General features: G+C 66.8%; 21 protein-coding genes. 12 read left to right on the top strand and 9 right to left on the bottom strand.

Going from position 1 to position 24,479, the window contains the following annotated elements; genetic code table 11:
- Positions 1 to 374: 374 nt before the first annotated feature.
- Positions 375 to 2,291, bottom strand: a complete 1,917-nt coding sequence (locus ACSVDM_RS16140; RefSeq protein ID WP_439265863.1) for a TerD family protein — start codon at positions 2,289 to 2,291, stop codon at positions 375 to 377.
- Positions 2,292 to 2,321: 30 nt separating this feature from the next.
- Positions 2,322 to 3,680 (bottom strand): TerD family protein, encoded by a 1,359-nt coding sequence (locus ACSVDM_RS16135; protein WP_439265861.1) that lies wholly within the window; start codon positions 3,678 to 3,680, stop codon positions 2,322 to 2,324.
- Between the two features lie 137 nt (positions 3,681 to 3,817).
- Here ACSVDM_RS16135 and ACSVDM_RS16130 point away from each other — a divergent pair, with 137 nt between their 5' ends.
- Genes ACSVDM_RS16130 through ACSVDM_RS16120 form a run of 3 tightly spaced genes read left to right on the top strand, consistent with a single transcriptional unit; the run spans position 3,818 to position 5,916 of the window.
- On the top strand, positions 3,818 to 4,441 hold the full coding sequence (locus tag ACSVDM_RS16130; protein ID WP_067497217.1) for an AIM24 family protein: 624 nt from the start codon (positions 3,818 to 3,820) through the stop codon (positions 4,439 to 4,441).
- A gap of 11 nt (positions 4,442 to 4,452) precedes the next feature.
- Positions 4,453 to 5,151 (top strand): AIM24 family protein, encoded by a 699-nt coding sequence (locus tag ACSVDM_RS16125; protein WP_439265860.1) that lies wholly within the window; start codon positions 4,453 to 4,455, stop codon positions 5,149 to 5,151.
- Between the two features lie 3 nt (positions 5,152 to 5,154).
- Positions 5,155 to 5,916, top strand: coding sequence for an AIM24 family protein (locus ACSVDM_RS16120; RefSeq protein ID WP_439265858.1), 762 nt, complete (start codon positions 5,155 to 5,157; stop codon positions 5,914 to 5,916).
- Here the strand turns inward: ACSVDM_RS16120 and ACSVDM_RS16115 are convergent.
- Genes ACSVDM_RS16115 through ACSVDM_RS16100 form a run of 4 tightly spaced genes read right to left on the bottom strand, consistent with a single transcriptional unit; the run spans position 5,913 to position 11,846 of the window.
- Positions 5,913 to 6,740, bottom strand: coding sequence for an HAD family hydrolase (locus ACSVDM_RS16115; RefSeq protein WP_439265856.1), 828 nt, complete (start codon positions 6,738 to 6,740; stop codon positions 5,913 to 5,915). The two genes, ACSVDM_RS16120 and ACSVDM_RS16115, sit on opposite strands and share 4 nt — an antisense overlap.
- Complete coding sequence (locus tag ACSVDM_RS16110) at positions 6,737 to 9,376, bottom strand: phosphoribosyltransferase (RefSeq protein ID WP_439265854.1); 2,640 nt, start codon at positions 9,374 to 9,376, stop codon at positions 6,737 to 6,739. Before ACSVDM_RS16110 ends, ACSVDM_RS16115 begins: the two co-directional genes overlap by 4 nt.
- On the bottom strand, positions 9,373 to 10,584 hold the full coding sequence (locus ACSVDM_RS16105; protein WP_439265852.1) for an HpcH/HpaI aldolase/citrate lyase family protein: 1,212 nt from the start codon (positions 10,582 to 10,584) through the stop codon (positions 9,373 to 9,375). Before ACSVDM_RS16105 ends, ACSVDM_RS16110 begins: the two co-directional genes overlap by 4 nt.
- A 44-nt stretch (positions 10,585 to 10,628) precedes the next feature.
- Positions 10,629 to 11,846 carry a hypothetical protein gene (locus ACSVDM_RS16100; protein WP_439265850.1) on the bottom strand — a complete coding sequence of 406 codons (1,218 nt, stop codon included), beginning with the start codon at positions 11,844 to 11,846 and terminating at the stop codon, positions 10,629 to 10,631.
- A gap of 191 nt (positions 11,847 to 12,037) precedes the next feature.
- Between ACSVDM_RS16100 and ACSVDM_RS16095 the strand changes: the two genes are divergently transcribed.
- The gene (locus ACSVDM_RS16095) at positions 12,038 to 12,613 is read left to right on the top strand and encodes a TerD family protein (protein ID WP_067497229.1); all 576 of its coding nucleotides are present in this window, start codon (positions 12,038 to 12,040) and stop codon (positions 12,611 to 12,613) included.
- A gap of 69 nt (positions 12,614 to 12,682) precedes the next feature.
- Complete coding sequence (locus tag ACSVDM_RS16090; RefSeq protein ID WP_067497232.1) at positions 12,683 to 13,795, top strand: DUF475 domain-containing protein; 1,113 nt, start codon at positions 12,683 to 12,685, stop codon at positions 13,793 to 13,795.
- A gap of 57 nt (positions 13,796 to 13,852) precedes the next feature.
- Here the strand turns inward: ACSVDM_RS16090 and ACSVDM_RS16085 are convergent, their stop codons facing one another.
- Entirely contained in the window at positions 13,853 to 15,220 is a 1,368-nt protein-coding gene (locus ACSVDM_RS16085; RefSeq protein ID WP_439265847.1) for a glycosyltransferase family 87 protein, read from the bottom strand.
- Positions 15,221 to 15,391: 171 nt separating this feature from the next.
- On the opposite strand from ACSVDM_RS16085, the gene rpsF reads away from it, so the two are divergent.
- The 5 genes from rpsF to dnaB all read left to right on the top strand — a co-directional run bounded on the left by rpsF (position 15,392) and on the right by dnaB (position 20,284).
- On the top strand, positions 15,392 to 15,679 hold the full coding sequence (gene rpsF / locus ACSVDM_RS16080; protein WP_067497234.1) for a 30S ribosomal protein S6: 288 nt from the start codon (positions 15,392 to 15,394) through the stop codon (positions 15,677 to 15,679).
- Positions 15,680 to 15,762: 83 nt separating this feature from the next.
- Positions 15,763 to 16,320 carry a single-stranded DNA-binding protein gene (locus tag ACSVDM_RS16075; RefSeq protein ID WP_067497236.1) on the top strand — a complete coding sequence of 186 codons (558 nt, stop codon included), beginning with the start codon at positions 15,763 to 15,765 and terminating at the stop codon, positions 16,318 to 16,320.
- A 32-nt stretch (positions 16,321 to 16,352) separates the two neighbouring features.
- Entirely contained in the window at positions 16,353 to 16,604 is a 252-nt protein-coding gene (rpsR, locus tag ACSVDM_RS16070; RefSeq protein ID WP_067497238.1) for a 30S ribosomal protein S18, read from the top strand.
- 17 nt (positions 16,605 to 16,621) lie between these two features.
- Positions 16,622 to 17,074: a 50S ribosomal protein L9 gene (gene rplI, locus ACSVDM_RS16065; protein WP_067497239.1), complete on the top strand. Its 453-nt coding sequence runs from the start codon at positions 16,622 to 16,624 to the stop codon at positions 17,072 to 17,074.
- A 588-nt stretch (positions 17,075 to 17,662) separates the two neighbouring features.
- Positions 17,663 to 20,284 (top strand): replicative DNA helicase, encoded by a 2,622-nt coding sequence (gene dnaB / locus ACSVDM_RS16060; protein WP_439265844.1) that lies wholly within the window; start codon positions 17,663 to 17,665, stop codon positions 20,282 to 20,284.
- A 45-nt stretch (positions 20,285 to 20,329) separates the two neighbouring features.
- Here dnaB and ACSVDM_RS16055 read toward each other — a convergent pair whose 3' ends face one another.
- Positions 20,330 to 20,806, bottom strand: a complete 477-nt coding sequence (locus ACSVDM_RS16055) for a DUF1772 domain-containing protein (protein ID WP_439265842.1) — start codon at positions 20,804 to 20,806, stop codon at positions 20,330 to 20,332.
- A gap of 234 nt (positions 20,807 to 21,040) precedes the next feature.
- On the opposite strand from ACSVDM_RS16055, the gene ACSVDM_RS16050 reads away from it, so the two are divergent.
- Positions 21,041 to 21,796 (top strand): alpha/beta fold hydrolase, encoded by a 756-nt coding sequence (locus ACSVDM_RS16050; protein WP_439265839.1) that lies wholly within the window; start codon positions 21,041 to 21,043, stop codon positions 21,794 to 21,796.
- Positions 21,797 to 21,839: 43 nt separating this feature from the next.
- On the opposite strand, the gene ACSVDM_RS16045 is transcribed toward ACSVDM_RS16050, so the two are convergent.
- Positions 21,840 to 22,541 (bottom strand): VTT domain-containing protein, encoded by a 702-nt coding sequence (locus tag ACSVDM_RS16045; protein WP_439265837.1) that lies wholly within the window; start codon positions 22,539 to 22,541, stop codon positions 21,840 to 21,842.
- A gap of 234 nt (positions 22,542 to 22,775) precedes the next feature.
- Between ACSVDM_RS16045 and ACSVDM_RS16040 the strand changes: the two genes are divergently transcribed.
- Positions 22,776 to 24,446, top strand: coding sequence for a cutinase family protein (locus ACSVDM_RS16040; protein WP_439265834.1), 1,671 nt, complete (start codon positions 22,776 to 22,778; stop codon positions 24,444 to 24,446).
- Positions 24,447 to 24,479 lie beyond the last annotated feature (33 nt).

Here is a 24,479-nt window from a genome sequence, read left to right as displayed (position 1 = left end):
CTCGTTCACAAGGTTGGTTTGGTGGTTGACGCGCACCGAACTCCGCGAGGCAGCAACGGAATTGGGCAGCGCCCAGCGTCGGAAGGAAATTGCCTGGTCAGGCGGTCACTGCGGGTTCAGGGATTAGAGCCTGTGCCAACGACAGATGAATGCGTGCAATCGCGAGAAGTGTTGGCATTTCCGCGATTAGGCACACAACGACCCGCTCGGTCAAGTTTCATTCAGCGAGCGAGATACGTCAATACCCCATGAGTTCGCGCAGGTCAAAGGCGCTTTGCTTACGCCGTGCGGACATGCGGCGAGTAGAGGCTATTGCGGCGTAAGCAGCTGGCGCTCACGCCGATCGACCCTCGATTCGAGCGGATTATGCGGCGCTACATCCGCAGGTAGCGGGCCTGGAGTTCGGGTTCGAGGGGGAGCATGTCGAGGTCTAGTTCCCAGGCGTTGCCGGTCCAGGGGTCGAAGAGGGGGGTGCCGGGGAGGGTGGGGAGGTGGCGGCAGGATTGGGAGAGGAGGGTGGCGGGGGCGTCGGCCGCGTCGGGGGTGGCGGTGCCGACGATGACGAGGGAGAGGCCGATGAGGTCGCCGCGGACCATGAGCTGGCCGAGGCGGACTACGTCGGTGGCTTGGTAGCCGTGGGGGAAGTCGGCCGCTACCAGGATGCGGTGTTCTTTCGGGGGCGCCACTTCGCCTGCGTGATAGGCGATTTCGGCCAGTTCGGCGGCGTTGGCCAATTCGGCCAGGCGCGGGGAGATGTCGAGGTGGTCGGCGATCACCGGGCCCGCGAGCAGCGGGGACAGGGGTGTGGCGAGGCCGCGTAGGCCACCGGTGAGGTCGATCAGGTCGATGCGGGTCGGCCGGTCGGGGATGGCGGCGACGAGGCGGGCCAGCAGGGCGCCGACCACGCGGGAGGCGGCCGCGCTGGACTCCGTGTCGACCCACAGCGGCCGATTCAGCGGCACCGGAACGCAATACGGGACGCGCAGGTCGCCGCGGTCGGGTGCGTAGAGCTCGCCGAGGCGGATGCCATCGCTGGCGGCGGCGCGGGTGGTCCAGGCGGGCGCCAGCCAGGAGGCCAGCGCCGCGGGCATCACAGCGTCGGCTTCGGCGATCTCGCGGGCGAGCATGTCGCTGTCGCGGCGGTGGTCGGCATCGGCGCGGCCGACCAGCTCGTCGTGACGGCGTTGCGCGGCCTGACGGGCGGCGTCGGCGGCGGGGGTGTTGCGGGTGGCGGGATTCGACACCGCTTCCGACAGTTCCTGATCCAAGCGTTTGGCGGCGTAGTCGCGCGCCGAGACGAGGGCAGCTGCCGAACGCGCGGCGTCTTCGAAAATCATCCACATGCGCTGCAGGCCGTGGTCGACCTCGAGCGGGATGCCGGGTGCGGGTGCGGGTTGGGTGTGCGATTCGGTCGGCGCAACCGCGGGCCCCGAACCCGGGCCCGCCGACGCAGCTGCCCCATAGCCGGGTGCAACGGGGGCCGATCCGCCATGTGCGCCGCCACCATGCCCAACGCCGCCGGATACGCCGCCCTGAGCACCGCCATACGCGGCACCGCCCGGCACACCGCCACCATGCGAAGCGCCGCCCGGCAAGCCACCGCCGTGCGCAGCGCCGCCCTGGGCACCGCCGCCGGGCATGTCGGCCTGGAAACCACCACCATGCGCAGCAGCGCCGGGAACACCACCCTGGCTGCCACCGCTATGCGCGGCACCGCCGGGGTTACCGCCCTGGCCGGTGCCTCCGAAAGATGCACCCGGCGCGAATCCGTCGGACGTCGACTGCGTACCGCCGAATGCGGTGTCCCCGAATTGTGCAGCGCCACCGTTACTTTGACTCGCCACACCATGCGTGCTCAACAGCTGAGCGGCACCCCCGGCGTACCCCTGACCCAGCGCACGCAACTTCCAACCCGAACCTCGGCGGTACACCTCCAGACAGATCAGCGAACTCTCACCCGCCGTCGGCGAGATGACGAATTCCGCTGCGGGAACCCCGTTTTCGGCAAACGACGCAGTCACCGGTCCGAGCACGTGCCCGGCGGCGACGAACAGCAGCACGGCGTGCGCGTCCGAACGCACCTGGGACAGGGTCAGTTCCACCGAACTGCCGCCGAACCGAACACCGGGAGCCGCGGGTCGCGACGCACACACATGATCGTGTTCGTCGCGCACCCGCAGATCCTCGCCGACCACGAGCGCGCCGAGTTCGACGGTGCCCGTGGTCTGCGCGGTGAAACGCACGGAGTCGGCGGTCAGTGCGGTGTTCTGCCCTGCCTTCAGGTGAATCACGGTGTCTGCCTTGCTGTGTGGTGCGGAAGGTCAGTCGCGGCCGAGGAAACGGCCGAGCTGCGGGACGGCCTCGCCGGGATGCTTGGCCTGGAAACCCTCGCCGAGCGCCTGCATCTTCCAGTCACCTCCGGCGCGGTACACCTTCGCCATCGCCATCGCGGTGAACGGCATGCCGCCGGCGAGGGTGTAGCGGGCGAGTTCGCCGTTGGTCGTGCCGTCGATCAGACGGCAGAAGGCGTTCTGCACCTGCTCGAAGGTGTGCCCCTTGTAGGAGGTGACGATGAACAGCAGCGTGGAGATGTGGGCGGGGATGCGGGTGAGGTCGACGAGGATCATCTCGTCGTCGCCTTCGCCCTCACCGGTGAGGTTGTCGCCCTGGTGGCGGACCGAGCCGTCCTTGGACGAGAGCTGACCGTAGTAGGCCACGTCGACCAGGTTCTGGTCGGCGAACAGGCACACCGAGGCGTCGAGGTCGATATCGACGGTGCGGTTGCCGAACATGCCACGGGTGCGCACCGGGTCCCAGCCCAGACCCATCTTCACGAAGGTGAGCGCGGCGCCTTCCTTGCGCAGGGTGACCCGCTGCCCCTTCTGCAGGCTGACCGGCCGGTCCTTGCTCAGGCTGATCTCCCCGGTCGGCTGCGGCGGCGCGGCAGGCGAGGCGGCGGGCGGGTAGCCCCCACCGGGCGGCGGCGGGTAACCACCCTGCTGCGGCGGCGGATAGCCACCACCCACGGGGGGCTGCTGCGGCGGTGCGGGCGGCGGGTAACCCCCACCGGGCGGCGCGTAGGCGGGCGCGGGCTGCTGGTAACTCGGCGCCGGGGGCGGCGGTGCGGCCTGCGGCGGTGCGGCCTGCTGCGGTGCGGCGGCGGGCTGGGCGGGCGAATCATCCACCTGCACACCGTGATCGGTGACCAGCGCGGCGAACCCACCGGCGTACCCCTGGCCGACGGCGCGCACCTTCCAGCCACCTTGACGGCGGTACAGCTCCAACGCGATCACGATCGACTCGGCGTCGAGGCCCTCGATGCGGTACGAGTACAGCTGATTGCCCGCGGCGTCGGAGATGATCGCGGTCGGCGGGGCGAAACGACCGAAATTGCTGGTCGCGTCGTCGAGGGTGATGACCGCGCGGATCTGGTCGATCTCGGCGGGCACGGCGGGCAGCGACACCGCGAGCGAGGCGGGCTGCCCGGCCGGACCGGGTCGCAGGTCCACACCCGGACCGCTCGGCTGGTTGTAGAACACGAAATCGGCGTCGGTGCGGACCTTGCCCTGCTCGGTGACGAGCAGCGCGGACAGATCGGCCGGTGCCGTGAGCTGGAGTGAGATCACCACGTCACTGACGGCCAGTGGACCGTTCTGGCCTTTGGCGAGTGTTGCAGACAAGTTAGACCCTTCGCTTGTCGGTGCGGTCTTGTTGTCACTGTACGAGAAACCGGGCCCGGGCGTTCAGCCTCCCGATCGGTTAGGGTGACGTCGCACTCGGATCGGGGCGTCGCACCCGCCTTACAAAGGGGCCAGGAATGGCGCAGTTGTTCGAACAATCTAAAAAAGTGATCGAGGCGCATCTCGCGGGGACCAGTATCCGCGCGATCGCGGGCTCGATGGTTGCCTACGAGGGCAATGTGCAGTTCAAATCGGCCGGCTTCGGCGGCGGCGAGGGCGTGCTCAACGGTCTCAAGCGCCGCGCCACCGGCGAGAAGCTGTCGCTGATGGAGTGCACCGGCAACGGCCGGGTGTTCTTCGCGGTCAACGGTCAGAACGTCACCGTGGTGAACCTGAACAACGACACGTTGCAGGTCGAGTCGCAGCAGTTGCTGGCCTTCGCGGGCAATCTGCGCACCGACGTGCGGTTCGCCGGTGTGGGTGGAATGTCTTCGGGCAGTGGCCTTTTCACCACAACGGTGAGCGGTCAGGGCCAGGTCGCGCTGCTGTCGGCCGGTGGGCCGCTGATCCACCTCGAGGTGTCGCCGCAGTACCCGCTGATCGTGGACCCCGACGCGTTCGTCGCGGCGCGCGGCAATCTCAACCAGTCGTTCGTCACCGACGTCTCCTGGCGCACGATGGTCGGCCAGGACGCGGGCGAGGCGTTCTCGCTGCGGTGGGACGGCCAGGGCGTTGTGCTGATCCAGCCCGCGGAACGGTAAGGGAAGCGACGATGTTCGAGAAGGTCAACAGCAAGGTCGTCAAGGTCGACGTCGCACAGGCGGGCGGGGTGGTCGGGCGCACCGGCGCGATGCTGTTCTACACCGGCCAGGTGCAGTTCTCCCCACATCAGATTCCCGGCGCGGGTGGCGGCATGGGCGGCGGTGGTGGGCTGATGCGCATGGCGGGCGCCATGATGGCGGGCGAACACGAGCGGACCATGCTCGCGCGCGGAAACGGTTCCGTCCATTACGGATTCGCCGGGCTCGAGGTGCACGTGGTGCAGATGCAGCCCGGTGCGGTGCTGCGGGTGGAGGCCTCGCGGCTGCTGGCGAACACCGCCGGGTTGCAGGCCTCGGTGGTCTCGGTGGCCAGTTCAGGCGGTGGTGGCGGTGGCGGCCTGATGGGTGCGCTGCGCGGAGCCGCCGCGGGTGTGGCGACCGGGCAGGGCATGTTCACCACGCAACTGAGCGGTCAGGGTTCGGCGGTGCTGCTGGCGCACGGCGGGTTCCTGGAATTGCCAGTGGGCGGGCCGAATCCGGTGGTCGTCGACCCGCAGGCATTCGTCGCGGCGTACGGAAACGTGCAGACCGAATTGAAGGCGGCGATGAGCTGGCGCGACGCGGTGGGTCGCGGATCGGGCGAGGCGATGCAATTGCATTGCCACGGTCAGGGTGTCGTGTATGTGCAGGCCTCCGAAGAGAAGTTGTGAGTCATGAGCGAAATCCTGTCCCCCATGAATCTCGGTGCCAGCGACAATATTCCGGGTAACAGCTACGCCTATTGCATCGATCTGACCGGGCCGTGGTTCATGCGCAAGGGCGCCATGATCGCCTACTACGGGCAGATCAATTTCCAGCTGCTCACGCACGGTCTGCAGGGCCATCTCACCCAAATGGTGAGCAGCCAGTTCTCGGCACCGCTGTTCGCCGGTGAGTACGTGGTGGCCGAGGGCCACGGCAAGCTCATCATCGGCGACCGCGGCTACGACATCAATTCCTACGATCTCGAGGACGGCAACCTCACGATCCGCGGCGCCAACCTGCTCGCGTTCGAGCCGGGCCTCGCGCTGAAACAGTCGATCGTGCCCGGCTTCCTCACCCTCATCGGCACCGGCAAGTTCCTCGCCTCGTCCAACGGACCGGTGATGTTCGCCGAACCACCGCTGCGGGTGGACCCCGAGGCGCTCGTCGGCTGGGCCGACTGCCCGTCCCCGAGCCACCACTACGACCAGGGCTGGATCACCGGTTTCCTGTCGGCGGGCGCGGCCGCGATGGGCGCCACCTCCGGCGAGGAACGCCAGTTCGACTTCACCGGCACGGGCACCGTCCTCATCCAGTCCTCCGAGAAGGTGATGAGCGACAACGCCCTGGTCCGCACCATCGAAGGTCAGTTGCAGAGCGGGGTGAGCGTGGGCGGCCTGCAACGCATCCAGGCCGTCGTCACCCAGAAACTCGCGGGTCAGCAGCAGTACTAGACCGGATCCGCGACGGGGAGGGCGGCGTGGAACCAGTCGAGAATTTCCGCGCCGGCCAGGATGCCTGCGGTGGTGGTGACGGTGAGGTTGGGGGCGGTGTAGGCGAGTTCTTCGAGTTCGCCGTGGCGGGGGCGGATGGCGGCGTCGGCGGATTCGAGCATTTTCGCGTCGAGGGCGCCGTCGCCCGCGGCGAACAGTCGCGCGCCGTCGGGTAATTCACCGGATTCGGTGAGGCGGCGGCGGACTTCGGCGACGGCGAGGCTTTTGCAGACCGCGTCGGGCATGGTGTAGATCTTGCGGCCCTGCTGGGAGGCCGACCAGCCGTTGGCGCGGCACCAGGTGTCCCATTCGGCGAGGAAGCCCGCCGGGACCGCCTCGGGGCGGACGACCAGGTAGCAGAACAAGTCGTCGGCCTCGCGATACTTGGTGACCCAGGAATCGCTGATCCGCGAACGCAACTCGGCGCCGACCGAAGCCAAGGTCGCGCCGGTCGCGTTGACCTGATCGTCGATGGACAACCGCCACGCCGGGTCGGGAATGCCGTCGACGAGGATATTGCCGCCGTTGCTCGTGATGGCGAAACGCCACGGCGCACCGGGTAATTCGATGCGCTGGAACTGTTCGATGGTGCGGGTGGTGGTCGGGATCACCGGCGCGTTCGCGGCCAGCTCACGTAAACGGGCGATCGCGGTGGTGGTCATGTAGGACAGGGGTTCGCCCTCGTAGTACTCGACGCATTCCTTCTCGACGCTTTCGGCGCCGTGGAAGGCGTTGCGCGAGAAGATCATCGTGCGATCCAGGTCGGTGGCGAACAGGGCGGTCACTGCGATAGCTCCTTGATCAGGCCCATGCAGGAGTAGGCCAGATCCGGCACCACCTCCACCGGGACTTTGCGTGCGGCGGCGAGCAGGCGGATGTGGGCGTGCTCGGGTGCGTCGGCTTCCCGCACCAGCACCCGCCACGGTACGCGACGCAGCAGCACCCGGGTGGTCTCGCCGACGCCGGGCTTCACGTAATTCACTGTGCTGATGCCGTATTCGGCACGCACCTTCTCCACCGACGCCCAGCCCGACCAGTCGGGTGTTCGGTCGGAATCCTGGATCGCGGCGACGGCGGCGGGCACCTTGTCGCGAATGGATTCGAAGGCGGCGGTGACGGTGTCGATCAGTTTGTTCGACACGTCGTCGGCGGCCAGGTCGCGATAGAACTTGGCGCCGTGGAAGTCACGCGGACCGATCAGCTCCTCGTTCAAGACCGTGCGTGAAACCAGACCGGAGACAGTCGAATTCAGGCAGGCCGAGGCGATGAGGAAGTCGTCACGGGTGCCGAAGGTTCGCACACAATTGGCCGGGTCGGCCAACACGACGAGTTCGTCGTCGAACCTGGCGCCGCCCGCCGCGTGATAGGCGTCCAGGGCGGCGGTGAGTTCGTGGGTGATGGCGCCCTTGCCGGTCCAGCCGTCGACGAACACGATGGTGGACGGATCGTGATGGTGGGCAAGGTAATCCAGGGCGACCGAGTCGATGCCGCGGTCGCGGACGATGGATACGGCGTAGTGCGGCGCGTCCAAAGCCGGGCGCCCGATACCGCTGGCCAACCAGCGTCGCATCAGCACACCGATCGGTGTACCGGCGCGGGCCAACGACACGAGCACGATGTTCTCGCCGCGTTCGGCGACGACCAGTTCGGCAACCGTCGCCACGGCCAGGGCGAGCCGCTCGGCACTCTCGGCGAGCACGCGGTCGAACAGTTCGCGGTAGGCGGCGTCGGGCTGGTACTCCACCGGCAGCGATTCGGCGTAATGGGCTTTACCTGCCTGAATGCGCCGTTCCCGTTCGACCACATCGGCTTCCAGGTCGACATCGGACAGGTCCTTGAGCAGCCACGAGACATCCTCGCGCGCGTACGAACCGAATTCCGGGCCGTGCAGCGGAGCAGGGAAGTCGTTCGGCCCGACAGCGAGCTCACCGGTACCACGCGACTCTCCGACCCAGTGATCAGTCACCAGCTCTTCCCGACCCCGGGCATTGCGCGGCGCCCCCTCGTCCGACGCTCGCGCAAGGCGAGAGGCGTGCAGCTCGCGGGGATCGGCGCCCGGGACGACGGCGACCAGAACATCGGCACCCGACGCGGTGAGCACATCGACCAGACCGCCGGGGGCGACGAGTTCAGGCGTGTCGGCGGGCGGGTCGATGACGACCAGCAGGACCGGGTTCTCACCCTCCCACTGAGCGTTGTAGAGGTAGCGCTGGGCGGTCGGGTCGGGTTCGGGGGCGGTGAAGCGGAAACCTCGGCGCAGCGGATAGCCCGGCTCGTCGAGGACGTAAGCCGGTGAGCGGGTGGTGGTTTGGAAGCGGGTAGGGATACCCACGTCGGCCAGCCCGGCGGCCAGGCGCACCGGCAGGTACATGAGTTCCTCGTGGCCGAGCACGATGACCGGCCGACCGGCGAACTCGGCGGCCAAACGTGCGCGCACTTCGTCGACGACAACGTCCAGGGCGTCGTCGAAAGCCGCAGCGTCGGTGCGTAGAACACCGTGCCGACCACCCTCGGGAACAGCGCCCGGCCAAGGCAATTCGATGTGGCTGTACGAACCCGGCCGAACCGATCGGGGATTGAGTCGCGGCTCGGGCAGAGCCGCCACCGCGTCGACGAGTCCGGCGGGTAGGTCGACCAGACCTGTTGCCAGACAAACAGTGTCGATGCGTGCCCCGAGTTCGGCCGCGAACTTCTCGAACTTGTCCCGGTCGGCGGCGGTCCGCAAGTCGACCAGCGAGGCCAGCACGTACTGCGAACGCGGCGCGAATTCGTGCAAGGCGCGCACAGCGTCGATGGCCGTATCACCGGTGGAGATCTCGTCGTCGACAAGCACCAGCGGCAGGTCGTTGGCGAAGATCTCGGCGGGCGCGGGCTGCAACTGGTGGGAGGTGGCGTGCGAGTGCCCCTCCTCGAAACCGGTGAGCGTGGTGGCCCTCGGCTCGCTCCTGCGGGTGGAATGCAGGTAGCAGCCGGCCTCGAGCCGCGCCGCCACACAGTGCCCCAAACCGGTTGCGGTCTCGGCGAATCCGAGAACAACCGCCTCTCGGTCGCCGAGCTTGCCGCGCACCAGGTCGGCCAGGCGGTTACCGGCGCCGATCACCACACGCGGGTCCGTGGGCAGATGCTTGCCGAGCACCGTGGAAACCAGCAGATGAGCGCGACGCGGATTACGGCGCAAGCCCGGACGCACCAGTTCACCGATCGACAGCGCATCGGGCAATGCGGCGCCCGGCTCGACAGGCGCGAGCCCCGCGCCCCAGGACTCGGCCGAGACTGCTCGGCTCTGCGGCGCGGGGTCGATCGCGGTCACCGCCGACGAACCGTCCGAGACGCCGCAGGCGGTGAAGGCCTGCCCGTGGTGCAGGCGAATCCCCAGATGCACGGTGGCCCACGGCATATCGATCGTGCTCACGGCATTCATTCCGCGATCATCGCTGTCAGCAGATCCACGAAGGACACTCCCTTGTTCGCCACCCCGAACGCGCGAGCCCGGACCAGCGTCTGGCGGGCCCAACTGCGGTGAGGGCGCATCTCGTTCATCTTGTTGCGGTACTCGGAGGCCGCGACCCCGCCGACATCGGCCTCCATGATGTGCAGCGCGTCGGCGTATTCCTCGTGCGTCACCACCGACAGCGCGTGCACGGCGGCCACGTGCGACGGGTGGATCACCGTTTTGCCCTGGATGCCGTTGGCGCGGTCGAGGGTGATCTCGCGCAGCAGCCCGTCGAGGTCGCGGCTCACCAGGTACTGCCGGAACGGCACCGCGTCGGATTCCTCGAACGGGGCGGTGCGCAGCAGCGGGCGGAACATGCGTTCGTGGTCGGCGAAGTACTCCCACACCGGGCCGGTGATGATGAAACCGCTGCCGTCGGCGCGGCCGAGGTAGTTGACGATGTCGGCGATCACGTCGGCGATCACCCGCACGTCGTAGATGGTGAGGTCGCGGTCGCGGCGGATGCCGAAGGTCGAGCACATGTCGGTGGCGCCGATGCGCACCGCGAGCAACCGGTCCCGATGCTCGGCGAGCAGCTCGGCGATGCGCGAGAGCTGTTCGTCGCGGGTCTGGCGATGCACGAGGTTCGCCGATTCCAGCACCGGCATGCCGTAGACGGGGCGGCCGAGGCGGTCACCGGCCGCGTCGAGCGCGGCCAGGTAGGCGGGCCCGGTGACGGCGTCGAACTTGGGGAAGACGAAACCGGTGAGCATGTCGGCACCCGGCCCGAGCCGGTCGGCCAATTCGGTGACGGTCTGCACGTCGCGCACCCGGACGAACAGCATCGGCACCGGGTCGGCGACTCCGGCGAGCAGGTCGAGGGTGGCGACCGCGTGTTCCTTCGCGGCGTCGACCTGATGGTCGGCCACGGCGTCCTCGAGGTCGATCACCATCGAGCACACTCCGCGCGCGGCGCGACGCAAAATGGTCGCGGCCAGATCGGGGCGGGTCGCGGGCACGTACAGGGTGGCGCCGAGGGCGGTGGCGAGCAGTTCGCGGTCGGCGGTTCCCGGAATCGGTTCCGGCTCCACCAGGAACAACTCACGGCTGCGCGGGCCCTGCAAATTGTGGAAGTGGCGCAGCGGCACCTGCTTTCGCAGGTTCACCTCCGGTGCGATGGCGTAGCCTGCGGTCATTCCCCCCACCTCATTCGTCGACCCGTGTCATGTCGTGTGCGGTCCTAAGTGCTGTCGGTTCCTACGGTTTTTCGCATGCGATCGACCACTCCGGCGATGAACTCCGCGACGGTTCGCAGTTCAGAAACATACGCCCAATAGTCTGGATGACGACCGGTCAGTCCGGCCGTCATGCGATCGAGGCGTTCGGCTTGCGCGTCGAGCACCGAACCCCACTCGCCGACCAGCCCTCGATCGACGGCGAGCATCTGCGCGTCCCGCAGCCGGAATCGTACGGTGCGCAGCTGCGCTTCGGGGTCCGCACGTACCTCGCGCAACAGTTCGAGCCGCCGGGTGACGGCGTCGACGAGTTGTTCGGACTCGGCGAGGTGTTCGCGCGCGGTCGCTGTCAGGTCAAGGGCGGTCTCCGGGTCGCGATCGGCAGCCGCGACACGCGCGCGTACCAGCGCCGCGTCCGCGGCCTCGATACCGCGCCGGCTTTCGCGTTCATTGTTCGTCAGATCCGCCGAACTCGCAGCGTTGAACTCGCGCAACAACGCCGAGTACGCGGGGCCGAGCGCGTCGGCCCGGTTGCGCACGGCCGCCAGCCGGGTGGTCACCGAGGCGATCGCGTTGGACGCGGCGTTGGCACGAGATGGTGCCTGCGCCAACACTTCCCGCAATTCCACACACGCCTGGCGAACCTCGGTCGCGGCCTCCCGCGCGGCCGCGACGGCGGTACCCGGATCGACCCCGGAGGCTGTGACCAGTGCCTCACTCAATTTCCGCACGCCCGCGGCCACCGAAGGGTAGGAGACGTACTCCGACGACTCGGCCGCGGCGAGTTCCCGCTCCGCCTCGGCCCGCACCTGCGCGAGCAACTGCGGCACCGAGGCCCGCACACTCACCGCGTGCTCGAGGCCGGCCCGGTGCGCGTGATAGAACTCGTCGACCCCGCGCGCGGCGTCGGCGAGCTCGCGAACCAGCGCGTCGGCCCTGGCCGGGCCGTCGGCGATCGCGGTCCCCGCGGCCTCGGCGCTGTCGAGTTCGTCGGTGAAACTCAGATAGGCGCCCGACGCGGCATAGCACCGCGCGCGCACCGGTTCCCAGACGGCGCCGATGTGGCGCTCGGGGAACACCTGCTCGCTCGCCGCCACACCCGCCTCCGCTGCCGTCTGCCTGCGATCCATATCGAGAAAGGCGGCGGCCGTCGCGGCCCGCGCCCCACTGATCCAGGCATTGTCCGGCCCCGACCTGAACCATCCGCGTCTGCGAGGTGTCACCGGCGTATCCCCTTTCCGAACCACGCAGCGGTCACCCGCCCGCTGACCCGATCGTAGGAGATTCCCCCTCGCTACCAGGGCTCTCGGTTGTTCCTACGCAAGTTCGCCGAAACCTATTACTGTCGTAGCGGTACCCGGCGATTCGGACATGCTGGGAAACGACACACCGGACTAACCGAAGGGATTCCCGCATGGGTGTCAGTCTGTCCAAGGGCGGCAATGTCTCGCTGACCAAAGAGGCCCCGAACCTGACCGCGGTCGCGGTCGGCCTCGGCTGGGACGTGCGCACCACCACCGGCACCGACTTCGACCTCGACGCCAGCGCCATCGCGACCGGCGCCGACAAGAAGGTCGTGTCCGACAAGCACTTCGTGTTCTTCAACAACCTGAAGTCCCCCGAGGGCGCGATCGAGCACGCCGGCGACAACACCACCGGTGAGGGCGAGGGCGACGACGAGGTCATCAACGTCGACCTGGCCAACACCCCGCCGACCATCGAGAGCATCTTCTTCCCGGTCTCGATCTACGACGCGGAGACCCGTCAGCAGTCGTTCGGCCAGGTGCGCAACGCCTACATCCGCGTTGTCGACCGCGCCAACGGCACCGAGCTGGCCCGCTACGACCTGTCCGAGGACGCTTCCACCGAGACGGCTATGGTCTTCGGTGAGCTGTACCGTAACGGTGCCGAATGGAAGTTCCGCGCCATCGGTCAGGGCTACGCCTCCGGTCTGGCCGGTATCGCCCGCGACTACGGCGTCAACGTCTAGTCATCATCATGAGCAGGGGGCTCCAGGTTTCGGGCCCCCTGCTCGTGTGACACAGAAAGGTCCCTCCGCGTGATAACGCGCATCTTCGGCCTGTCCATCGTCATCACGGTGCTCTCGCTGGTCGTGGCCTACCTCTACGGTGGTCTGACCGCCCTCGCACTGTGTGCGATCCTCGGCATCCTCGAGGTGTCGCTGTCGTTCGACAACGCCGTCATCAACGCCACCGTGCTGGAACGGATGAGCGAATTCTGGCAGCGGATCTTCCTGACCGTCGGCATCCTCATCGCCGTGTTCGGTATGCGTCTGGTGTTCCCGCTCGCCATCGTGTGGGCGACCGCAGGACTGAACCCGGTCGAAGCCTTCGACCTGGCACTGAACCCGCCGGCCAACGATGCCCTCACCTTCCCCGACGGCAGCCCCAGCTACGAGAAGCTGCTCACCGACGCGCATCCGCAGATCGCGGCCTTCGGCGGCATGTTCCTCGCACTGCTGTTCCTGAACTTCATCTTCGAAGAGCGCGAGATCACCTGGCTGAGCTGGCTGGAGAAGCCGCTGGCGAAGGCGGGCAAGCTCGACATGCTCTCCGTCGTCGTCGCGGGCACCGGCCTGGTGCTGGTCGCGGAGTTCCTCGCCGCCGACGACAAGCGTTCGACCGTGCTCATCGCCGGCCTGCTCGGCATGATCACCTACATCCTCGTCGACGGCCTCGGCTCGATGTTCCACACCGAGGAGCTCGAGGAAGGTCCGCAGGGCGGCCCGTCCACGCTGGTCAAGGCCACCGGTAAGGCCGCGTTCTTCCTGTTCCTCTACCTCGAGGTGCTCGATGCCTCGTTCTCCTTCGACGGTGTGATCGGCGCGTTCGCCATCACCTCCGACCCGATCATCATCGCGCTCGGCCTCGGCCTGATCGGCGCGATGTTCGTCCGGTCCATCACGGTGTACCTGGTCCGCCAGGGCACGCTGGCGGACTACGTGTACCTCGAGCACGGCGCCCACTGGGCGATCGGTGCGCTGGCCACGATCCTGCTGGTCTCGATCGGCGTGCACGTCGACGAGCTGATCACCGGCCTGATCGGTGTGGCGTTCATCGGCGCGGCGCTGATCAGCTCGATCATCCGCAACCGCAAGGGCGGCGATCCCGACAACGTGGATCTCACCAAGGATGCGGCCCCGGTCGGCTGATCGGTTCTGCCTCGACGGCGGCGTTTCCCCTGTGGGATTCGCCGCCGTTGTCGTTTGCTAGGCCGGTTGCAGTGCGCGAATCTCGTGCTGTGTGCGCCCGAGCGTGCGTGACCGCGTCCACACGAACAGGAAGAACAGCACCAGCAACAGGGCGCTGCGCAGCCACACGCCGAACTGCACGATGCCCTCCATGAGATGCACGTTCTCCCCGGCGCCCAGTGCCGCGAAGTACCGGAAGACGCCGACGCCGACCGCGATATCCGCGAGCAGATATCCCGCGACGAGCGTCCACGGCACCTCGAGCAGCACGAGGAACGGAATTATCCACAGGGTGTATTGAGGGGAGTGCACCTTGTGGAAAAGCAGGAAACCGGCGAGCATCGCGCCGCTCACACCCACCCAGGGGAAGGCCGACGCAGGCGTCCAGCGGCGGTAACCGAGCCACAGAGCCAGCGCGAACGACGCGAAGATCAGCATCGGCGAGACCACCGAGACCATGGTGTGCCAGCTCTGCGAAGTGTCGGCGGTCCGGCCGAACATCGCCTGATGACCCCAGTACCAGATCGAATTGGTGGTGATGTCGGCCTGGCGCATCTGCTGGAAGGTGATCGAGGCCCGCCAGCCCTCGACCCCCGCCAGGACGAACGGCAGATTCACCGCGACCACCGTCGCCATCGCCGCGAGCAACGTCTGCGACGCGCCTGCCACATCGAGTTCGCGCAGGCGGCGCCCGTCGCGCGGCGCACCCTCGGTGAGGACGTAGAAGGCCAAGGGCAGCACGAAGATTCCGGGATAGATCTTGAGGCAGAAACCGAGCGCGAGCAGTACCCCGGCGATGATCCCCCTGGTCCGCACGGACAGACCGGTCAGCATCGTCATCACATAGACCGCCGCCACCGCCGTGCACACCACCGGTAGTTCCCAATTGTGGAAGGCGTAGAGCACCAGCGGCGGGCCGATCGCCCACAGCAGGGCGGCCGGACCAGCCATTCGCGCCAGCATCCACGCGGTGAGCAGGGCGAACGGGGTGAGCAGCAGCGCCGAATGCCAGAGGAAGTCGGCGTCGTTGGTCGCGCCGATCGCGCCCGCCCACATCAGCAGGCCGCTCAGCACGGGGTATTCGACGGCGCCGCCGGTGAGCGCGCCGTCGTCGGTGATCGCGCCGTCGACGTACGGGAAAACGTGATTGTCGATATCGCGGCCAAGCCAGAGGAACTGGATATCCGAATAACAGACAGCGGTGTCCTTGCGCTCCTCGAAGACCAGGCTGCGGCCCGATTCGTCGATCGCGCCGCCCGCGCACCGCGCCTTGTTCGCATACGCCAGGGCGAGGGTGAGCCCGCACAACAGCACGATGAGGAAGGTCAACGCCGTGGCTGTCGCCGCACGGCGTGCCGAATGCTGCTGCGGTACGGCCGTGGTCATGTCGACCACATTAAGCGGCTGTCGCCCCGGCGCCCGGCGCATACCCGCCGCGAAGATCGATTTCGTCGGCAACTACCTGCTCATGTAGCCTTGGCGGGTTGCTGACGCAACGAACCCTCCTGCCACGGAAAGTCCGTGGCCGTTTACCAGTCCACAGGAGGTGATTGGTCCGTGCGTCAATATGAAGTGATGGTCATCCTCGACCCCAGCCTGGACGAGCGCATCGTCGGGCAGTCCCTGGATAATCTGTTCTCGGTCGTGAAGACCGAGGGCGGCAAGCTCGACAAGGTCGACATCTGGGGCCGCCGCCGGCTCGCCTACGAAATCGCCAAGCAGGCCGAAGGCATCTACGCGATCGTCAACCTGACCGCGACCCCGGCCACCGTGAGCGAGCTCGACCGCCAGCTGGGCCTGAACGAGACGGTGCTGCGCACCAAGGTTCTGCGCAACGACAAGTAGTTCACCTCCTTTGTGTCGGAGCCTGGCTTTAGGCTCAGCGCAAATCCAGGATGTGGACTGCACCCCCGAGCAGGAGGAACCCCATGGCAGGCGACACGGTCATCACCGTCATCGGAAACTTGACGGCAGACCCCGAGCTTCGTTTCACGCCCGCGGGCGCAGCGGTGGCGAATTTCACCGTCGCTTCGACTCCCCGTGTGTTCGATCGCAATTCGAACGAATGGAAAGACGGCGAGGCACTGTTTCTGCGCTGCAACATCTGGCGCGAAGCAGCGGAGAACGTCGCCGAAAGCCTGACCCGAGGCGCTCGCGTGATCGTGAGCGGACGGCTCAAGCAGCGCTCCTACGAAACCCGCGAGGGTGAGAAGCGCACGGTCGTCGAGCTCGAGGTCGACGAGGTCGGCCCGTCGCTGCGGTACGCGACCGCGAAGGTCTCCAAGGCCGGTCGTGGTGGCGGAGGCGGTGGCTTCGGTGGTGGTTCCGGTAATGCCGGTGGTGGTGCAAGCGCAGGCGGCTACAACGCCAACAGTGGTGGCGGACGCCCGGCAGGTAATGCCGGCGACGACGACCCGTGGGGTAGCGCGCCCGCGGCCGGCTCCTTCGGGGGCGGCGGCCGCATGGATGACGAACCGCCGTTCTGATCGAACGGCACTCATAGTACGGAGAGAAAACCATGCCTAAAGCGCCCGCGCGCGAAAAGGTACTGAAGAAGAAGGCCTGCGCTTTCTGCAAGGAAAGCAAGTCCGGAATCGTCAATATCGATTACAAGGACACCACGCTGCTGCGTAAGTACGTCAGCGATCGCGGCAAGATCCGCGCCCGCCGCGTCACCGGCAACTGCGTGCAGCACCAGCGTGACATCGCCGTTGCCGTCAAGAACTCGCGTGAGGTGGCTCTGCTGCCTTACGTGTCGACTGCTCGCTGAGAAAGGGAGTCGGACAGATGAAGCTCATCCTCACTGCTGATGTCGACAATCTCGGCGCCCCCGGCGACCTTGTCGAGGTCAAGGACGGCTACGGCCGCAACTTCCTGCTGCCCCGCGGTCTGGCCATCCAGGCCACCCGTGGCGCCCAGAAGCAGGTCGACGGCATCCGCCGCGCCCAGGACGCCCGCAAGGTGCGCGACCTGGATCACGCCAACGAGCTGAAGCAGGCCATCGAGGGCCTGACCGGTGTCTCGCTGGCCGTGAAGACCGCCGACAGCGGCAAGCTGTTCGGTTCGGTCACCACCGCCGACGTGGCCTCGGCCATCAAGGCAGCCGGTGGCCCCGTGGTCGACAAGCGCAGCATCGAGCTGCCGAAGTCGCACATCAAGGCGACCGGCAAGCACGGCATCGTGGTGCACCTGCACCCCGATGTGGTTGCCAAGTTCGACCTCGAGGTCACTGCGAACTAGTTTCGCCGGAAACCACCCCCGTGTTGTCACGGGGGTGGTTTCTGCTGCCTTTGTCGAGGAATCTTCTCCGATAGCTGGTGAGTAGCCGAGATTCGGGTTCGTTGTGGGTGGGTAACCCAGCCCACAGTCGGCAACTGCCTGACCTCCTGTTATTCAGCCTGTGGATTACCGAGGAAACCGACCGGCAGAATTGTGACTCCGGTCATAACGTGAACGCCCGCTGTTTACCCAACACGCCCGGTTGTTCACGTTCGGCGACACGCCGCAACTTCTTTAATCCACAGGGTCGAAGTCTGGTAAAGGGCTATCTATCAGGGCGTTCTACCGCACTGACCTGGGTTTTCCCCACGTTTTCCACAGGGGCTGCACAACAACAGGTGAACTACCCCCAAGTTATCCACAGTTGTGTGCACATGTCGGTTTGGCGTGGCTCGAAAACGTCGCCTAGGTTCATCGCATCGCCTCGCACGTGACCCCGGGAATCGTGCAGGGAACCGATTGCTGGCACTCGTGTCGGTGCCCGGGAGTACAACGAGTACATCGATGTGAAACCCCCGGTTCTGCGGGCAGAGAGGACGGTCGATTCTGGTGACTACCACCGGTGACCGCGCGCATACCGAGTTTCCACCCGAGCCCCCCGGCGAGGACTTCGGCCGTCAGCCCCCGCACGACATGGCTGCCGAACAGTCCGTCCTCGGCGGCATGCTGCTGAGCAAAGACGCCATCGCCGACGTGGTGGAGGTGCTGCGTCCCGGCGACTTCTACCGCCCCGCCCACCAGGCCGTCTACGACACCATTCTCGACCTGTACGGCCGCGGCGAACCCGCCGACCCCGTCACCGTCGCCGCCGGCCTCGACCGCCGTGGCGAGCTGAAGCGCATCGGCGGCCCCGCCTACCTGGTGACGCTCACCCAGACCGTCCCCACCGCCGCGAACGCCGGCTTCTACGCCGAGATCGTCGCCGAGAAGGCCATCCTGCGCCGCCTCGTCGAAGCGGGCACCCGCATCGTCCAGTTCGGCTACGCGGGCGCCGACGGCCAGGACGTCGCCGAGGTCGTCGATCGCGCCCAAGCCGAGATCTACGAGGTCACCGAACGCCGCACCACCGAGGACTTCACCCCCCTCGAAGAACTTCTCCAGCCGACGATGGACGAAATCGACTCCATCGCCTCCCGAGGCGGAATCTCCCTCGGCGTCCCCACGGGCTTCACCGAACTGGACGAGCTCACCAACGGTCTGCACCCGGGTCAGATGATCATCGTCGCCGCGAGGCCAGGCGTGGGCAAGGCGCTGGCGCTCGATACGCCGCTGCCGACTCCCAGCGGGTGGACCACGATGGGTGAGGTCCGCGTGGGCGACGAATTGCTCGACGCGCAGGGGCATCCGACACGCGTCGTCGCGGCGACCGAAGTCATGACCGACCGTCCCTGCTACGAGGTCGAGTTCTCCGACGGCACCGTCCTCGTCGCGGATGAACAGCATCAGTGGCTTACCGAGACCCGTGCTTCACGGCGTTCCGCACAGGAGGCGGCCCGAGGCGGCACCCAGCGGACCTTCGCCGCGGTCCGTACCACGGCCGAGATCGCGCGAACACTGCGCTGCGACACCGCGGACCGGCGGATCAACCACTCGGTCACCAACGCGGCACCGTTGCAACTCCCCGCAAGAGACCTGCTCGTCCCGCCGTACACCCTCGGGGCATGGTTGGGCGACGGAACCGCAGCTGCCGCACAGATCACCAGCGTCGACCCCGAAATCGTCGCGCGCATCGAAGCCGAGGGCATCGTCGCGGTCCCGTCCCAGTCGGCGCGCTGGCGCTTCCAGTTGACGTTGCCCGCGGACGAGCCCGTCGCGCCGCGCGAGTGCGTGGTGTGTGGCACCGAATTCGTCCCGTTCACCAGTGAAGTTCGCACCTGCGGACGCTCCTGCGGTGGCAAGGCACGCTTCATCTCCGCGCCCGTTCCGGCGCCCGCCTGTGCGAACTGCGGTGGCCCCTCCATCGGTCTGCGTTTGTGCCAGTCGTGCCGCAATACCGTCGGTAGTGTGCAAGCGCGCCTGCGAACCCTCGGCGTCCTGGGCGACAAGCACATTCCGATGTCCTATCTGCGTGCGTCGGAAAGCCAGCGCCGAGCTCTGCTGGCCGGTCTGCTCGATACCGACGGCACCGTCACGCATGGTGGTTCGGTGCAATTCGCGGTCACCAGTGAGCGACTGTTCCGCGATGTGCAGGAACTCGTCGTCGGCCTGGGCTACCGCTGTGGTGTGGCGACCAGGCGTGTTCGCGGACGGTCAGAAGAGTCGTCGACGTGCTTCATCCTCACGTTCGCGACCGACGACGAGGTCTTCGGACTGCATCGGAAAGCATTGCTCCACAAGGAACGTCGTGTGGCTCGCAACACCGCCCGCTCGAATTCCCGCTATATCGTCGATGTGCGGCGCATCGATTCTGTTCCGGTCCGATGCGTTGAAGTCGACAATGCCGACCACCTCTACCTGGCCGGTCGCTCCATGGTTCCGACACACAACTCGACGCTCGGCATGGATTTCATGCGGAGCTGCTCGATCAAGCACGGCATGGCCAGTGTTATTTTCTCGCTCGAAATGAGCCGGACCGAGATTGTGATGCGTCTGCTCTCGGCCGAGGCGAAGATCAAGCTGGGTGATATGCGGTCCGGGCGGATGAGTGATGACGACTGGACGAAGCTCGCGCGGCGGATGAGTGAGATCAGTGAGGCGCCGCTGTTCGTGGATGATTCGCCGAACCTGACCATGATGGAGATTCGAGCCAAGGCGCGACGGCTCAAGCAGCGTCATGATCTGAAACTCGTTGTGGTGGACTACCTGCAGCTGATGAGCTCGGGTAAGAAGGTCGAGTCGCGGCAGCAGGAAGTCTCGGAATTCTCGCGTCACCTCAAGCTGCTGGCCAAGGAACTCGAAGTTCCCGTGATCGCGATTTCCCAGCTGAACCGTGGTCCGGAACAGCGAACCGACAAGCGCCCCATGGTGTCCGACCTCCGCGAGTCCGGCTCGCTCGAGCAGGACGCCGACATGGTCATCCTGCTGCACCGCCCGGACGCGTTCGAGCGCGACGACCCGCGCGGCGGCGAAGCCGACCTCATCGTCGGCAAGCACCGTAATGGTCCGACCGCCACGATCACCGTTGCGCACCAACTGCATTTGAGCCGGTTCGTGGATATGGCGCGCGGCTGATCGGTTTCGGAGCGATACATTTGCGGCCTTCGCCTCGCTGACGGATCAGAACAGGATCAGTGCGGCGCACAAGCCTGCGATGGCGGTGAACTGCAGGGTGACGCGGTATTTCAGGATGCTGTCCCACTTGTCCTGTAGTGCACGGGCATCGGCGGGGATGATGCCGCTCAGGGCGGCGGCGGTCTGCCGGGAATTGATCGGCTTGGCGATGCGCACGTAGAGGGCGAGCCAGGTGAGTAGCGCGGCTACCGCGAGACCTGCCGCCGCGGCGGCGCCGAGTTGGCCGGCGAGCAGCGCGATCAGCAGGGTGAGCACGGCGGTGACGATGCCGCCCGCACCGACGACCGGCATCCTTTTGTCGCCGTAGTAATGCCCCCACCCCGCACTCACCGTGACGGTCGCGTCGTCGAGCTTCCGGTAGACCGAGCGCATGATCACCGCCCCGCAGACATCGGTGCCATAGACGACGGCATTGGCGAGTACGGCGACGGTGGCAATGATCTGACCGCTGACAACAAGCATTTTCGGCTTCCCTTCCTGGGCCTTTTCGTATTTCCGAGAATGCGCGCCCGGGTTTGGAGGGCACTAGGAGCGGACTTGGAAACGACGGCCGGCGCCGTGTCAGCGGGCGTGTAGGTGGGATGTCAGGGCGGTATCAGGGGACGGCGTGACAGTGGTTCTCGTAACGGCGAGAACGACTGAAAGGCAAGAGCGATGACTGCTCAGGGAACTACTCGGGGTAATGCGTGGAGCGGCATGGTCGAGGTGGACGACACCGCGTTGGCCGTCACCGACACTGGTGGAGACGGGATTCCGGTGATCTACCTGAACGGGCAGTTCGCTACCCAGGGCTACTGGAAGAAGACCATTGCCGAACTGGGTGAGGGCTTCCGGCACATCACCTTCGACGAGCGGGGGCGTGGGCGGAAGTCCAAGACTTCCAAGGATTACTCGTTCGAGGCGGCGGTGCGGGATGTGGATGCCGTGCTCGCGGCCAGGGGTGTGGAGCGGGCCATCGTCGTGGCGTGGTCCTATGGCGCGGTCGTGGGAGCGCATTGGGCGCAACGGAATCCGGAGCGGACCATCGGGGCGGTGCTCGTGGACGGCGCGTTTCCGTACGACTGGCTCGACGACGCGATGGAGCAGCGGATCCGGAAACTGTTCAAGCGGTTGAACTGGGTGATGCCGTTGCTGCGGCCGACGGGGTTGACGCCGCGGTTGTCAGCGGCCGAGCAGGCCGAGAGCAATATCGAGCTCGGGAAACTCTCGCGGGAGAGTGCGCTGGGTCCGGTGCTGGACGCGATCACAGTTCCGGTGCGGTATGTGATCGCTTCGGGGACGTCGTTCGGCAGCAAGAAGGACGAGCAGGAGAAGATCCGCAAGGGGCTGGATTCGGCGATCGCCCGCAACGAGAACATCGAGCTCGCGGCGAAGGTGCCGAGCAATCACGGTGCGATCCTGCGGAAGGATTTCCGGGCGATCGCGGATGCGGTGCGCGAAATCGCCGGATGAGGCCGACGGGGCCGGGAAGCGACATACTTCCCGGCCGGGCCGGTCAGGAGTTGACGCGCTCGGTGGGGTCTTCGTCGGGAGAACCCTTGCGACGCATCCGCTTGACGACCTCGACGACGATCGGCAGCACGGAGACGGCGACGATGAGCAGGAAGATCAGGTCGACATTGTCGCGGACGATGGCAATCTGACCGAGCAGGAAGCCGAGATAGGTGACACCGGAACCCCAGGCGATACCGCCGACCACGTTGTAGACGAGGAACGTCCGGTACCGCATGCCGGACGCGCCCGCCACCACGGGCGCGAAGGTGCGCACGATCGGGACGAAGCGGGCGAGCACGATGGTGATCGGTCCGTGCTTTTCGAAGAATTCGTGGGATTCGTCGATGTAGCGCTTCTTGAAGAACCGGGCGTCGTTGCTCTTGAACAACGCGGTCCCACCGCGCGCACCGATCAAGTACCCGACCTGATCGCCGAGGATCGCGGCGACGGGGATCAGCACGAGCAGCACCCCGATCGGCGCGAACGGTTCGATCTCGGTCGACTTCGACGCCGCGATCAACCCGGCGGTGAACAGCAGGGAATCGCCGGGCAGCAGCGGGAACAGCAACCCGGACTCGATGAACACCACAAGCAGCAGCCCGGCGAGCATCCAGGTGCCGAAGGAGTTGAGCAGGTTCACCGGGTCGAGGAAGCCGGGCAGCAGCGCGAGGTGCACGGTGTCGGCCGGGAGGTGCGAGGTCATAGTCCTACCTGGGGATGACGGGTCGGTTCACGTCGTCATTGTTCCATTCGGACGCTATCACCCGGCCCGCGCCATCACCCTCACGGCGATAGCGAGCCCACATGACCACGGAAATGGGGGCATACGGTCCCGTACGCCGCAGTAACGATCTTGCAGGTCGGGGCGACATGGTTCGTGACATGCGGCCCGTCGGGGGGCCTGCCCACCTGTAGGTCGTTCGAACGGGATCAACATATGAATCTGCGTGCGTTTCTCGCGAAACATCGCATCGCTTCTGCTGTTGCCGCGCCTGCGGCGTTGGGGGTCGCGGCCATCGTCGCCGCATCGTTCGCGGTGACATCGAAGCCCGCCTCCCCCGAATACACCCTCACCACATCGGTGACCGAGTGCCGCGAGATGGTGACCATCTCGGTGGCCGGACGCAACGACACCCCGGTCGAGGGCACCACCGCCATGCTGCTCGACGCCAACGGCAACCCGCTGCCCGCCGCGCTGTCGGGCGACCACAGCAGTGTGTGGGTCGACCCGGTGGTGAACGCGCCACGTGACGATCTGGCCGAAGGTGAGTACGCGGCGGTGTACATCGCCTATCCGGCGGACATGTCGACCTACGAGGACGCGGTGAACGCGGGTGTCGCCAACACCGAGCGGGTGATGCGGGAGATCTCCGCGGCGTGCCCGGACACCAAGTTCTCCATCGTCGGCTACAGCGAGGGCGCCGACGTGGTCCGCCGCGTCGCCGAGGGCATCGGCAACGACGACCCGGCGGACGGCTACGGAGTGGTCGACCCCGACGACGTGCTCGGTGTGGTGATGTTCGCCGATGCCGGCCGCGGGGCGGGTGAGGGCCCGTTCATCGGCGCCGAGGACCCGTTCGCCAACCCGGACGGTTTCGACCAGAAGTACCAGGACGGCACGAAGCCGATCTCGGGCAAGGGCGTGACCACGGGCGGCGACTTCGGCGCCCTCAACGGCAAGATCGCCTCGTTCTGCTCCGAGGGCGACCTGACTTGTGCCGCGCCGGAGAACATTTCGCTGCTGCAACTGGCCGCCAACGTGGGCAGGCAGATCAATGTCGACGATCTGCAGCGCGACGGTCTCACCCCGGCGACGGGCCAGGACATGGCGTTCACCCTCGGCCGGATCGCGATGGCCGCCTTCTCCGATATCGCCGCCAACCCCAATTGGATGGCCAGCGACGAAACCTTCCTCGACGTGCTGCTGAAGGTTTCGGACCCGGACTACAAGCCGGGTGAGACCAAGGCGCCCGCGAAGGCGGACACGATTGCGGCCGAGAAGATCTCGCCGCTGGCGTACCTGCCGCAGAAGGTGTTCAACGAGATCGTCGGGCTGATCGTCACGAACCAGAACACCATCCCGGTCGCGCTCAGCGATCCGTACCAGCTCACCCTCGGCCCCAACGGCACCGGTCATCACTTCGACTACTGGCGCGATTCCGATGCGGCCAACGGTAAGCCGCTGACCTCGGCGGAGTACGCCGCCGCCTGGCTGACACACCTGGCCAAGCAGGCGCAGGCGGGCGAGACGGTCGACGCGAAGTCGGCTCCGGAGGACGCCGATGTGACGGCCGCGCTCGCCGCGCCGACCAAGCCTGCGACCACGACCACCTCGGCGGCGCCGAGCACGTCGAAGGTGGCGGCGCCCACGTCGAGCACGTCGAAGGCGGCGACCAGCACCTCGAAGCCCACGACCACCGTCGAATCGTCGACCGTCGCGCCGTCCACCACGACGGTCCCGCCGACCACGACCGAAGAGCCGGCGACCAACCAGGCCGCCGCCCCGGAAACCACCACCCAGGCGCCCGCGCCGAGCACAACGGTGGCTCCGACCACAACGGTCGCGCCGAGCACCACTGTCGAGCCGTCCACCACCGCGACGAACTGATCGACGCCGAAGAACCCGGTGTGACCTCGTGTC

Origin of the sequence: Nocardia sp. JW2 (assembly GCF_051843015.1) — a bacterium.
Taxonomy (GTDB): domain Bacteria; phylum Actinomycetota; class Actinomycetes; order Mycobacteriales; family Mycobacteriaceae; genus Nocardia; species Nocardia coubleae.
This window is presented reverse-complemented; position numbering and strand designations above follow the sequence as displayed.